At 72.2% G+C, this 12367-nt stretch carries 13 protein-coding genes; 4 read left to right on the top strand and 9 right to left on the bottom strand.

Annotation, left to right across the window (positions count from 1 at the left end; all coding sequences use genetic code 11):
• The first annotated feature begins 58 nt into the window (after nt 1-58).
• Nucleotides 59-733 (top strand): hypothetical protein, encoded by a 675-nt coding sequence (locus ACIQJT_RS25960; protein ID WP_402647270.1) that lies wholly within the window; start codon nt 59-61, stop codon nt 731-733.
• A gap of 57 nt (nt 734-790) precedes the next feature.
• On the opposite strand, the gene ACIQJT_RS25955 is transcribed toward ACIQJT_RS25960, so the two are convergent.
• From ACIQJT_RS25955 to ACIQJT_RS25945, 3 genes are all read right to left on the bottom strand, one after another.
• Complete coding sequence (locus ACIQJT_RS25955; RefSeq protein ID WP_365460740.1) at nt 791-1222, bottom strand: hypothetical protein; 432 nt, start codon at nt 1220-1222, stop codon at nt 791-793.
• Nucleotides 1223-1344: 122 nt separating this feature from the next.
• Nucleotides 1345-2118 carry a chitosanase gene (locus tag ACIQJT_RS25950; protein WP_365460947.1) on the bottom strand — a complete coding sequence of 258 codons (774 nt, stop codon included), beginning with the start codon at nt 2116-2118 and terminating at the stop codon, nt 1345-1347.
• A gap of 228 nt (nt 2119-2346) precedes the next feature.
• Complete coding sequence (locus tag ACIQJT_RS25945) at nt 2347-3549, bottom strand: erythromycin esterase family protein (protein WP_402647268.1); 1203 nt, start codon at nt 3547-3549, stop codon at nt 2347-2349.
• A 58-nt stretch (nt 3550-3607) separates the two neighbouring features.
• Here ACIQJT_RS25945 and ACIQJT_RS25940 point away from each other — a divergent pair, with 58 nt between their 5' ends.
• On the top strand, nt 3608-4372 hold the full coding sequence (locus tag ACIQJT_RS25940) for a TioE family transcriptional regulator (RefSeq protein WP_402647265.1): 765 nt from the start codon (nt 3608-3610) through the stop codon (nt 4370-4372).
• 63 nt (nt 4373-4435) lie between these two features.
• On the opposite strand, the gene ACIQJT_RS25935 is transcribed toward ACIQJT_RS25940, so the two are convergent.
• From ACIQJT_RS25935 to ACIQJT_RS25925, 3 genes are read right to left on the bottom strand one after another with little or no spacing between them, the layout of a single operon-like run.
• On the bottom strand, nt 4436-4882 hold the full coding sequence (locus ACIQJT_RS25935) for a response regulator (RefSeq protein WP_365460734.1): 447 nt from the start codon (nt 4880-4882) through the stop codon (nt 4436-4438).
• A complete protein-coding gene (locus ACIQJT_RS25930) occupies nt 4879-6489 on the bottom strand; it encodes a CHASE3 domain-containing protein (RefSeq protein ID WP_402647261.1) in 1611 nt (536 codons plus the stop codon). The genes ACIQJT_RS25935 and ACIQJT_RS25930 overlap by 4 nt, the downstream gene beginning before the upstream one ends.
• Nucleotides 6490-6531: 42 nt before the next feature.
• A complete protein-coding gene (locus ACIQJT_RS25925; RefSeq protein WP_402647258.1) occupies nt 6532-7725 on the bottom strand; it encodes a PP2C family protein-serine/threonine phosphatase in 1194 nt (397 codons plus the stop codon).
• A 554-nt stretch (nt 7726-8279) separates the two neighbouring features.
• Here ACIQJT_RS25925 and ACIQJT_RS25920 point away from each other — a divergent pair.
• On the top strand, nt 8280-8597 hold the full coding sequence (locus ACIQJT_RS25920) for a hypothetical protein (protein ID WP_365460728.1): 318 nt from the start codon (nt 8280-8282) through the stop codon (nt 8595-8597).
• Nucleotides 8598-8772: 175 nt separating this feature from the next.
• Nucleotides 8773-9681, top strand: coding sequence for a glycoside hydrolase family 16 protein (locus ACIQJT_RS25915; protein WP_402647255.1), 909 nt, complete (start codon nt 8773-8775; stop codon nt 9679-9681).
• On the opposite strand, the gene ACIQJT_RS25910 is transcribed toward ACIQJT_RS25915, so the two are convergent.
• The 3 genes from ACIQJT_RS25910 to ACIQJT_RS25900 all read right to left on the bottom strand — a co-directional run bounded on the left by ACIQJT_RS25910 (nt 9644) and on the right by ACIQJT_RS25900 (nt 12214).
• The gene (locus tag ACIQJT_RS25910; protein ID WP_365460724.1) at nt 9644-10528 is read right to left on the bottom strand and encodes an LLM class flavin-dependent oxidoreductase; all 885 of its coding nucleotides are present in this window, start codon (nt 10526-10528) and stop codon (nt 9644-9646) included. The genes ACIQJT_RS25915 and ACIQJT_RS25910 overlap by 38 nt on opposite strands.
• 509 nt (nt 10529-11037) lie before the next feature.
• A complete protein-coding gene (locus ACIQJT_RS25905) occupies nt 11038-11190 on the bottom strand; it encodes a hypothetical protein (RefSeq protein WP_402647251.1) in 153 nt (50 codons plus the stop codon).
• A 4-nt stretch (nt 11191-11194) separates the two neighbouring features.
• A complete protein-coding gene (locus tag ACIQJT_RS25900) occupies nt 11195-12214 on the bottom strand; it encodes an aldo/keto reductase (RefSeq protein ID WP_402647249.1) in 1020 nt (339 codons plus the stop codon).
• Nucleotides 12215-12367 lie beyond the last annotated feature (153 nt).

The raw sequence follows: 12367 nt of genomic DNA, 5'->3' as shown, positions 1-12367 counted from the left end.
CGGCTGGGTATCGGTTGAAGTGACGGATGCGTCCGGGGGCATGAGGAGGGCTGGGGCTGTGGCACGCCTGTCGTGGACGTCCGGCCCCTCCCCGTCACGCCGACCGGGGAACCGGCACGTGGTGCGCGCGCTGCGGGCCGAGGGGCGCTACGGTCCCAGGTTGCGTGACGTGCTGCCCGCCTTCGTCGGTGTCGTGGCGGCCGTGTGCGCGGTGGCCGGCCTGCTCGCCGCGGGGTACCGCGCCGCCGGGATCGTCGTCCCCGTCGCGGGCGTCGCTTTCCTGACGCTGGTCGTCACGGCAGCGGTACGGCACGGGCGTCCTGACGCCCGGCGGCGCCTGGGCTACTACACCCCGGACGAGCTGATCGAACTGGACACCCAGGAACTCGCGCTGGCGGTGGCGCGGATGCTGCGCCGGGACGGGTGGCGGGTGCGCCTGGTGCCGGCGCCGGACCGGCCGCGCCTGTGCGCCCGGGACGCGGCCGGACGCCGGATCGACGTGGCCTTCCGGCCGGTGGCGGAGCCACTGCCCGACGAGGACGCACCGCATCCCCATGCGCACCGCGGGAGCCAGGTGTCGCCTCTGCGTCTGGTCGTGCACCGGGGGGTCTTCACCGCGCGCGACATCCGCTGGGCCCGCAGGGAGCGGACGATCCGTCTGCTCGACGGTTCCGCTCTGCGGCGGTGGGCTGCGGGGGCCCGTCTCGACGACCTGCTGTCGCAGGACCGGTGACACGACGTCGGCAGGCCCCCGCCGCGAGGGTGTGACTCCCGGCCCGCCTGTCCCCCGTCAGATCCGGCCGCCGGTCAGGCGGGTGATCGGCCCGTGCGTGTGACGTGCCGCACGTCGGCCCGCCGCGTACGACGTGGCGGTCAGCGCGGTCAGCCCCGCGCCCACGCCCGCGGCGATGAGCTTGCGCTGGGCGATCACCGTCCAGGCCGTCTTGGCGACGGCCGCGGCCTGCCCCGAGGCGGCGATGACGGTCTGGCGTCCGGCCTCGACGCTCTTGGCCGCGGTCTGCGCGGCGCCTGCCGCCGTCTTCGCCGTCCGCTCCGTCGCCTTGGTGCCCGCTGACGCGGCGTCACCCGCCTTGTCGGCGGCCTTGTTCGCCGCCTTCGTGGCCGGGGCGGTGGCCTTGGCCGTGGTGCGCCGCGCCTTCGCCGCGGTCCGGGTGGTCGCGGAATCTTGGTTCGTCTGCTCGTTCGATTCACTCATGGACATCGCGTTACCGCTCGCTTCGACGGCAAACACCTTCCGTCGGGGGCGTTTTCACGACCGGGCACCACCGGCGCGCACACCGACGGCCCGGTGCCGTCACGCACCGGGCCGTCGTCCGTGGCCGGTCAGCCGATGTGGTAACTGTCCCCGTAGACCTTCCAGTCGAGGGGCGGGTTCAGGTCGAGGTTGCCCTGGCGCAGGAAGACGCGTTGAGCGGTGTCGACGCGGCTGGTGTCGCTGTGCGCCTCCTCCTGTTTCATCGCCCACACGCGTGCGTCGAGGAACGCGTTCAGGTAGGTCGTCTCGTTGCCGCCCTGGGCCGGGGGCCTGGCCTGGCGCAAGGCGCGGCTGCGGATGCTGCTGAAGCTGGTCGCGTCGCCGCCGTCGCCGTGCATGACGATGGCGTCGTAGTAGGCGAACTGGCCGAGCGCGCGCAGCCCGTCCGCCTTGCCCTGGCGGACGGCGGGGTTGAAGTAGACGCGGTCGCGTTCGTCGTTCTGCGCCTGCTGGAAGACCGTGTCCCGGGCGGCCCTTCGCCAGTCGGCGGGGAAGTTCGGGTCCAGGCCGTCGTGGGAGTCGGTGCCGTCGACGCGGCGCAGGGCCGGCAGGTACGGGGCGAGGACGTTGCCGGGCTTGCGGTCGGCGTAGAGCTGGACGAGGTCGAGCATGTCTCCGGTGCCGGAGCAGAAGCCGATGATGCCGGCGGTGTACCCGCGGCCGTCACCTATGTCCTCGATGTATCCGTACTGCGCCTTCCAGTCGAGCGAGGAGTTCTCCGCGCTCGACACCAGCTTCATGGCGATCTCCTTCTTCGCCGGGTCGTCGAGGCCCGGTGCGGCCGCGGGAGCCGCTGTCGCGGCCCCGGAGCCGAGGACGCCGACGCAGGTCGCCGCCCCCATGAGAGCGAGGAGGGTGCGGCGGGACGGGTGGGTGGTCGCGGGCACTGTGTCAGGTTCCACGGGGACTCCAAGTGGAGGTGGGGGGTGGAAAGTTGGTCCAGACCTAATTGTTAGGAACGTTTCCTACCAGTGCGGGACGCGATCAGTAACCCAACGCGCGGAAGTTCGTAGGTTCGAACGAATACCGGTCGCCACTACGTCAGTTCGACCGGTCGGGTGACGGGACGGCTAGTTCCGCGTGACGTCCTTGACGAACACGAGCCCGTCGACGCCCGCCAGTTGGACCGGGTCGAGCGGGGCGTACCCGAACCACGGGGACACGCGGGGCGCGGGCGGGGTGTCGCCGAGTGCGGTGGCCAGGCGCCGGGGGTCGATGAGGCTGGGATCCCCCGGGAGGTCGTACAGAAGTCCCTCCACGGTGTCCTGCGGCGGTGTGTCCACTCCCTGGTGCCTGATCGTGCCGAGGGCGGTGGCGACGAAGGCGTACGCCTCCCCGAGCCGGGCGCCGGCCAGGGCGCCGGCGCTCCACCACTCCACCGGTCCCTCCCACATCCGCATCGAGCTCTTCTCCCGCTGCAGATGGGAGTTGTGGGCACTCACCAGCACCGGTCCCCGGGCGGCCACGGCGAGGAGGTTGTGGGCCATCATCGAGTCGCGCAGCGCGCACAGGCGCGTCATGCGGGCCGGTGAGGCGTCCGCCATGGCGTGGTGGTAACGCAGCAGCCCGGTGGCCGTGCGCCCGTACAGGCACGCCCGGGCCCAGTCGTCCCGCGAGGTCGCCGTGAGCAGGTGCGGTGCCTGGACGTCGAGCTGCGTCACCAGTTCGTCCGCGAGCAGCCGCAGCCGGTCCGCCTCGGCCGACCGGCCGACCGACCGGGCCGGGTCCGTCATCGCGGCGGGCTCGGTCCACCGGTCGTCCGCGCCGAGCAGACGGTCGAGCGTCCGCGCGGTGCACGGGAGCAGGCTCGCGTCGATGTGGGCCGCGAGGTAGCCGTGGAGGGCGGTGAGGGCCTTGCGGGGGCCGGCGGCGGCGGTGATCTCCAGTGGGCCGTCGAGGCCGGCGAAGCGGACCCGTTCGGACGGGGGCCGGCCGTCGTTGTGGGCGCGCATCCACCGCACGAGTGCGCGGTTGGCCGCGAAGGCGCCCCAGCCGTGGCTGAATCCGTGCTCCATGACCTCGTCGAGGGTGCCGGTGCCCGAGGTGACGTAGTCGTCCACCATCAGACCCGCCAGGCAGTCGCTCTCGATCGCGATCGTCCGGAAGCCCTCCTGCTCGACGAGCTGCCGGAACAGCTCGTTGCGCAGTTCCAGCAGGGTGTCCGCACCGTGGGTGGGCTCGCCCAGGGCGAGCACCCGGGGCCGGGCCGGGAGCAGTCCCATGAGGGCGGCAGCGTCGACGGCACGGGCGGTTTCCTTGATGTCAGTCGCCATGCCTTCAACGCTATCGTTGAACCCTCGGTTGAGACTTTCCCGCGATAGGGTCGCTGACGTGCGAAGAAAGCTTCAAAACGAGGGGCACCTCAGACCGGTCGACCTGGCACGCGGGCACGGCCTGTCGACACAGGCGGTCCGGAACTACGAGGAGGCCGGCATCCTTCCGGCCGCCGACCGCACGCCCCACGGCTACCGCGTCTACACCGCGCTGCACGCCCGTGCCCTGCGGGCCTTCCTCGCCCTCCTGCCCGGCCACGGCCACCGGACGGCGTCGGCGATCATGCGGGCGGTAAACCAGGACCGCGCCGAGGACGCGTTCCGTCTCCTGGACGAGAGCCACGCCGAGCTCCTCGACGACCGGCGGACCCTCCAGGCCGTGGAGCGGGCACTGCGCGACCTGGACGCCGCCGCCACTGCGTCAGAGCCCGCCGCGCAGGCGAGACCGGGGTCCGGGGCGGGGTCCGGATCAGGGTCCGGGGGGATGTTCATCGGTACGCTGGCCGGCCGGCTCGGGGTGCGGCCGGCGACCCTTCGCAAGTGGGAGCGTGCCGGGCTGGTCAGGCCGCACCGGGACGCGGTGACCGGATACCGCGTCTACGACGAGGCGGCCGTACGGGACGCCCGGCTGACCCACCAGCTCCGGCGGGGCGGCCATCTGCTGGAGCAGATCGCGCCACTGATCACCCGGGTGCGGGAGGCCGGCGGCCTGGAGCCGCTAGGGGGCGCGCTGCGCGACTGGCACGGCCGGCTGTCCGCCCGCGGCCGGGCGATGCTCGCCGGGGCCGCGGAGCTGGAGGCGTACCTCCGCGAGCGCGAATGACCGCAGGGGTACCGACCGGGCGGTCAGGGGCGGCCAAGGACCGCCCCCTGTCGGGCGGTTGCCTCAGAAGTGGCGCGGCAGCCGGACGACCTGGACGAAGAAGTCGTCGATCTGGCGGACCGCGGCGATGAACTGGTCCAGGTCGACGGGCTTGGTGACGTACGCGTTGGCGTGGAGCTTGTAGCTGCGCAGGATGTCCTCCTCGGCCGCCGAGGTGGTGAGGACCACGACGGGGATGTGCGACAGCTCCGGGTCGGACTTGATCTTCTCCAGCACCTGACGGCCGTCGTACTTGGGGAGGTTGAGGTCGAGCAGGATGAGGTCGGGCTGCGGCGCCTCCGTGTGGTCGCCGCGGCGGTACAGGAAGTCCAGCGCCTCCTCGCCGTCCCGGACCACGTGGAGGGTGTTGCCGATCTTGTTGTCCTCGAACGCCTCACGGGTCATCAACTCGTCGCCGGGGTCGTCCTCGACGAGGAGCACGTCTATGGGGTTGGCGGCGGGGGTGGTCATGTCAGAACCTTCTCCTCGGTGCCGATTCCGGACGCCTCCGGGTGCTCGGCGATGGACGGGAGGGTGAAGCAGAAGCGCGTGCCGTCCGTGTGCGTGGTGTCGATCCAGATCTTGCCACCATGCTGCTCCACGATCTTCTTGCACAGAGCCAGACCGATGCCGGTACCACCGTAGGCGTCCCGGCCGTGCAGTCGCTGGAAGATGACGAAGACCTTCTCCGTGAACTGCTCGGGGATGCCGATGCCGTTGTCCGTGACGCACAGGAGCAGGCTGTCGGGCTCGTCCGGGTCCGTTCCGCAGGTGATGGAGACGTGCGGAGTGCGGTCGGGGTGGCGGAACTTGAGGGCGTTGCCGATCAGGTTCTGCCAGAGCATGGCGAAGAGGGTCGGGTCCCCGACGACCTCGGGCAGGTGCTCCGGGCGGTCGATCCGGGCGCCGGACTCCTCGACGGCCGCCCCCAGGTTGGCCAGCGCCTTGTCCAGGGCCTGGTCGAGACCGACGGGCACCCGGGCGTCGTTGACCCGTCCGACCCGGGAGAAGGTCAGCAGGTCGTTGATGAGGACCTGCATGCGCCGCGCCCCGTCGACGGCGAAGTCGACGTACTGGCGGCCGCGGTCGTCGAGGACGTCGCCGTAACGCTTCTCCAGGAGCTGGCAGAAGGAGGCGACCTTGCGCAGCGGCTCCTGAAGATCGTGGGAGGCGACGTAGGCGAACTGCTCCAGTTCCGCGTTGGAGCGGCGCAGTTCCTCGGCCTGGGCGTCCAGGTCGGCGGCCTGCCTGCTCAGTTCCTGCTCCTGCGCGCGGGATGCCTCGAGTTCGGCCACGACATGCCAGCGCATGCCCTCGACGGCGTTGGCCACCGCGGTCAGGTCGGCGGGGCCGCCGCCGGTGATGACGTACGAGAAGTCGCCGCCCGCCACCCGCCTGGACGCCGTGCCCAGCGCCTCCAGCGGGCGGGTCACCAGAACCCGGACCAGGACGGCGCAGGCGACACCGGCCAGCAGGAAGACGGCGACCATGCCGATCAGGACCGAGTCGCGCAGGTGGCGTTCGTGGGCGAGGTGGGAACGGCCCTCCGCCACCGCCTGCGCCAGGTCGGTGTTCTGCCTGGCCCACAGGGCGCGCAGCCGGTCGAACTCCTTCTTGCCCTGGTCGGCCTTCTGCTGGTCCACCGGCTTCGGACGGCCGGGCGTGACCGAGGCCGCGAGCGGTTCGGCGTAGGTGCGGCGCCAGTCGGCCGCCTGGGTCTCGATCGCGTTCAGGTCCGCCCTCAGTTCGGGCCGGTCGCCGATGTACTCGCGCAGTCGGGCCGCCGAGGCCGCCTCGTCCCGCTTGCCCTGGGTGTACGGGGCGAGGAACTGCCGGTCGGCGGAGATCGCGTAACCGCGGATGCCCGACTCCTGGTTGGCGAGCGCCGCCTGCAACCGGTACGCCTCGGTCTGGGCGGGCTGGACGTGGCGCAGCAGCCGGTCGCTGACCTCCGCGGTCCGGCCGAGCAGACCGGCGCCGACCACGCTGCCGACCACCACCAGCAGCGTCATGACGGCCAGCAGCAGGTAGAACCACCCCTGCACCGTCAGCCGGCGCCCCCTGCGCACCGCGCCCATAACCCGTCTCACCTTGTGGTCCGACACCGTGCTCCCACTCACTCAGTTCCAGTTCAGGTGGACGACGGCCACATCGTCCGCCAGGCCGCCCCGCGCCTCGGCGAGGCTCTCGGCCCGCTCTATCAGCCGGTCCACGAAGGCCTCCGGCTCCAGGCCGGCCTCCTCCCGGGCGAGGGCCAGCAGGCCCTCCTCGCCGAGACGTTCCGTGCCACGGCTCACGTGCCCCTCGAAGAGGCCGTCGGTGAAGAGCACCACCGACGTGCCCGCCGGGACCGCCAGTTCCGCGGTCGGCCACCACGCGCCGCCGGGGACCATGCCCAGCGCCGGTCCGCCGGGCACCTCCACCCAGTCCACGTCCGTCCCGGTGCGCCGGAGCAGGCCGTGGTGCCCGGCGCGTACGACGTGGGCCCGCTGCTCCCCCGGGACGGCCGCCAGGCTCACCAGGGTCGCGAAGACCTCGTCGCGGGCCCGCTCGGCCATCAGCAGTTCCTCCAGGCGGGCCATCTGCTGGGCGCCGGTGATGCCGCTGAGGACGAGGGTGCGCCAGGCGATCCGCAGGGCGACTCCCAGGGCGGCTTCGTCCGGCCCGTGCCCGGAGACGTCCCCGATGAGGGCGTGGAGGGTGCCGTCGGCGCTCTGGACGATGTCGTAGAAGTCCCCGCCCAGCAGGGTCTGCGCGCGTCCGGGCCGGTAACGGGCCACGACCTGGACGCCTTCGGCGCGCAGGAGCGGGCGGGGCAGCAGGCCACGCTCCAGGCGGGCGTTCTCCTGTGCCTGGAGGGCGCCGGCCTGGAGGGCCACCGCCGCCCGCTCGGTCTGCTTGCGCTGGATCGCGTAGCGCACCGCCCGACCGAACAGCTCGGGCTCCACCCGGCCCTTGACCAAGTAGTCCTGTGCGCCGGCCGCGACCGCGGCGAGACCGGTCTGCTCCTCGGCGAGCCCGGTGAGGACCACGATGGCGACCTCTTCGGCCAGCCCCTTGACCAGGGAGACCGCCTCGAGTCCGTGGGCGTCCGGCAGGTGCAGGTCGAGCAGGACGCAGTCGGGGGTCTCGGTGGCGAGCACCTCGGCGGCCTCGGTCATCGACCGCACCCATCGCAGCCCCATCTTCACGGCGCCGTCGACGACGAGTTCCTCCACGAGCAACGCGTCACCGGGATCGTCCTCCACCAGGAGAACCGACGGCTCCCGGTGCTCCCACGCCGTCTCGGCACCGGCTGCCGTCGCCGACACCAATGCGGCAGCCTCAGTCCCCGAGATCACTCTCGTCCCGGCCTCCCCACTCCATGCATGTCGCCTGCCACCGGCCGTTGCCCAGGACAACGACGGGAACGCGGTCAGCGCGACGATCCGATCTTCACCCGCCGCCCACGGCCGTGGACTGCGCGTCCACCCGTGGGCCGGTGCTCAGGCGGTCCGGTGGCCGCCCCGGCAGTCCTGATCCTCGTGGCCGATGTCACTCCTCGGTCAGATCCTCGCGAGGTGCAGGGGGACGGGCGGGCGGGCGTCGGCACCACGCGGAGCGTGTCCGGGCCCGCTGCCGCCCCGTGCGGGGTCGGCCGCCTTCGGCCCTGCCGTAGCTGTGCCAGTCGTCACTGACGTCGTCATCGTCCGCCCATCCCGAGATTCCGGTGTTCTGGCCGCGCTTACCCCGGACCGGCGCGACCATGCCGGGAACGTTCCAGAAAACCACCCGGGACCACACGTCTCCTCCACAACCGGAGTCCTGCCGCCCCTCGGTTCCGATCGGTGTCACGGGGAACCGGGTAGGACGTCAGAAAGGAGTCCCCGTGACCACCTACGTCATCACCGTCCCCGGTACGTTCCTGCGGGAGGTGCCCGACAGCGTCCGCTCGGACATCGGACGGAGGCTGCGGCCTCAGGACCCCAGGAACACGGACCTCGGGGAGAGCGAGGAACTGAGCGTGCTGACCCTGGAGGACGACGGCATGTTCGCCGCCCGGGTCGAGGTGGAGGCCCCCGACCGCTTGCAGGCCGAGGCCGAAGCGGTACGGCTGGTCTCCCGGGCCCTGCGTGACAGCGGGCTGGCGGAGCAGGACGCCCCGTTGGGCCCCGCCGTCGTGACCGGCATCGACAGCGAGTTCTGAGGCCGGCGCCGAAGCGGGCCTTCCGGTTCGCGGCCCGTCCGGGGGATGGCGCCGTGGAAGGCGGCGGGCGAGGATGTTCCCTCGCGAAGTGCGGTCCGCTCCGCCGCGGTTCACGGCGTCTTCGGTGCCCGGCGCGGCAGGGCGGACGGCGTCCGCCGCCTGAAGGAGCCTCGGGATGGGTTCACACGCAGCGCCGCACCACCGCAAGCGCGTCCTGGTGACGGCCGCGAGCCTGCTGCTCGTCGGCGGCGGCCTCCTCGGCCTCCCCCGGGCCGACGGGGCCCCCGCCGCGGCCGACGCCTGCCGCAGCACTTCCACGCGCCTGCCCCGCGGTGACTGCGGGCCGTTCTGGCAGGTCCTCGCCGAGGACTTCAACGGCGACCGGGTGCCGCTGGGGTCGTTCAGCGACTGCGAGCACGACGTGGACACCTCCGCGGCCCACTGCGGCGGCCTGACGGGGAAGTACCGCGACAACTGGTGGGCATATCCCACGGGTTGGCCCGACACGGCCGTCAGCCGGGGGCGGGACGTGACGGGTGTCTACCACCCGGAGGACACCGTGAGCGTCGGCCCCGCAGCCGACGGTGACGGGCGGATGTCCATCCAGATGTGGCGGCCCGCGGACGGCGGCCCCGTGCACGCTGCCGCGCTGGTGCCGCGTGCGGTGATGGAGATGAAGTACGGCAAGTACAGCGCGCGCGTCAAGGTCACGAAAGTGGCTCCCGGCTACAAGTCCGCGTGGCTGCACTACGGCGGGGGCTGCGAGATGGACCACCCCGAGGGCGAGTGGACCGGCTCCCTCAGCTCCTTCCACCACCCCTGCGGCGGCGGTGAGCAGGGCTGGTTCCCGGGGAGCGACGACTGGACGCGATGGCACACGGTCTCCACCGAGTGGACGCCGGGTCACGTCCGGTTCTTCGTCGACGGCCGGCAGACCGGTCATGACACCCGTGGCGTGCCGGACCGGCCCCTGTCCTGGGTGCTCCAGAACGAGAGCGCCCTGGAGGGGCCGGGGGCGGCGCCGGGGAGCAGCGCGCAGCTCGACGTCACCTGGGTGGCGGCGTACGCGTACGGCTGGAAGTGACCGGTCGCAGCGAGGGGCCGACGAGTTCGTCGGCGACCCATTGGGCCACGTGGACGGGGTAGGGCGACGGCAGTCCGAGGACGATGTGGGTGAAGCCCGCGTCGGTCGCCTCCGTGATCGCCTCACGGGTGGCGCCCGGACGGTCGTAGGAGACCGGCAGGTGGATCGAGCGGGTGATCTCGGCGGGGTCGCGGCCGATCTCCGCGCAGTAGCGGTCCAGCAGGGCGCTGCGGCGGATCACGTCGTCGATGTCGCCGCCGGGGATGTTCCACAGGTCTGCGTGCCGGGCGACGATGCGCAGTGTCGCGGAGGAACGGCCTCCTATGAGGATCGGCGGGTGGGGGCGCTGGACGGGCTTGGGGTTGGCGAAGGCGCCCGAGAGGTGATGGTGGGTGCCGTGGTGGTCGAAGGGCCTCTCCTCGGTCCACAGGCGCCTGATGAGCCCGCAGGCCTCGGCGAGGCTCTCCACGGCGTGCGCGGAGTCGTGGAAGGGCAGGCCGTGGGCCTCGTACTCGCGCCTGGCCAGGGGATGGTCGGGTCGTGAGCCGACACCGATGCCGAAGTCGAGCCGGCCGCCGGAGACGATGTCGACGGTCGTGGCGATCTTGGCCAGCATCGCGGGCGGCCGGAAGCGGTTGCTGGTCACCATGACGCCAAGGCGCAGACGTCGGGTCTGGGCGGCCAGCGCGGAGAGCAGGGTCCACCCTTCGAGAGCCGGCCCGTCGGGGTCGCCGCCGATCGGCATGAGGTGGTCGAAGAGCCAGGCGTGCTCGATCACGGGCAGGGCGTCCGCCTCGCGCCAGACGCGCAGGACGTCGTGGTAGTCGACCTGCATGGGGGCGGTCATGATGCCGAAGGTGGGTGTGGATGCGGGTGGGGGGTGGGGTGACATGGGTGGTGGGTGCCTTTCAGGTCAGCGGCGGGGGTGGGAGGGCGTCGCGGTTTGCCGCGGTGCAGGTCGGTGCCAGGGAGTGCCTGGGACCTCGATCGCGTGGAGCACGGCTGTGACCAGCGGCGGGACGGCTTGCACGGGGGCCGTCCCCGGCGGAGCCGCCGAGGGGCCGGCCATGGAGGGATAGGTGAAGCGCGCTTCACCTGCGGGGATGGGAGAGGGCAGGGGGTGACCGGGTCGTCGAGGGCGGTCACGGTCACGACGGTGCCACGGGGGCGGGCAGGGGCGGTCCCTCCCAGCGGTCAGGGCAGGCGCAGCGGCGGGGCGAGGAGCGCTGGCGGGGTGTCGTGGATCTGCTGTCGGGCCGGTCGGGTCGGTGCCCGGGTTACCGGATCGTCGAACGCGTCGTGCACTGGCGCGACCGCAAGGTGTCCGGGGGCTTGGGGGCGCCCCTCCCCCAGCGGTCAGCGGCGGCGCAGGGACGGGTTCTGGAGCGCGGGCGGGGTGTCGTGGATCTCCTGTCGGGCCGGCCGGGTCAGTGCCCCGAGCTCGTCGATCGGGGCGAGCAGGGACACGGTGACGGCGGTGTCCGGAGGCCCCAGGGCCCCCTCCCCCAAGCCGTCAGCGGCGGCGCAGGGACGGGTCCAGAAGGGCGGGCGGAGTGTCGTGGTTCTCCTGCGGGGCCAAGTCGGTGCCAGGAGCGACGATCTCGTCGATCGCGTCCAGGACGTCGGCGCTCAGGACGGTGTCGGCTGCGGCGAGTTGAGCGTGCAGGTGGTCGAGCGTACGAGGGCCGACCAGGGCACTGGTGACACCGGGGTGTGCGGTCACGAAACCGAGCGCGAGCTGGATGAGGGTGAGGCCCGCCTCCTCGGCGACCACGTTCAGTCGCTCCACGGCGTCGAGCCTGACCCGGTTGGCCGGGACGGTCAGGTCGAACCGTTCGGGCAGGAACGCCGAGCGGTGGGTGGTGATGTCCCGGCCCGCGCGGACCGCGCCCGACAGCCAGCCCGAGGCGAGCGGGCTCCACACCAGCACGCCGAGGCCGTACTCCTGGGTGACGGGCAGGACATGGGCCTCGATGCCGCGCTGGAGAACGGAGTAGCTGGGCTGTTCGGTGACGTAGCGGCTCAACCGGTGCTCGCGGGCGGACCACTGGGCCTGCACGATGCGGTGGGCGGGGAGGGTGGAGGAGCCGAAGTAGCGGATCTTCCCGGCGCGTTGCAGGTCGGTCAGGGCCGACAGCGTCTCCTCGTCGCCGGTGTTCGGGTCCCAGCGGTGGATCTGGTACAGGTCGACGTGGTCGACGCCGAGCCGGCGCAGGCTCGCCTCCAGCTCGGTGACCAGCCAACGGCGCGAACTGCCACGGTGGTTGGGTTCGTCGCCCATGGGCAGGCCGGCCTTGGTGGCCAGCACGATGTCGTCGCGGCGACCCGCGATGGCCTTGCCGACCATCTCCTCCGACTCACCGTCGCCGTACATGTCGGCGGTGTCGATGACGTTGACGCCGGCCTCGAGAGCCGCGTCGACGATCGCGGTGGCCTCGTCCTGGGTGGTGCGTCCGATCCGGCCGAAGTTCATCGCGCCGAGCGCGAGGGAGCTGACCTGTACACCGGTGCGGCCCAAGGTGCGGTACTGCATGAGCGTCTTCCTCCAGGAGGTGGCGCCGTGTCTCGGGGCACGGCGGGGTTGCGGGGTCCGCTCCGTCGACAACGAAAAAACGGAACCTCGTTCCGTCAACAATACGGAACGCGGTTCCGCTTCTGCAAGGTGCGGTTCACCACGACGCCTCGC

It is taken from the genome of Streptomyces sp. NPDC091972 (genome assembly GCF_044756385.1).
Taxonomy (GTDB): Bacteria; Actinomycetota; Actinomycetes; order Streptomycetales; family Streptomycetaceae; genus Streptomyces.
This window is presented reverse-complemented; position numbering and strand designations above follow the sequence as displayed.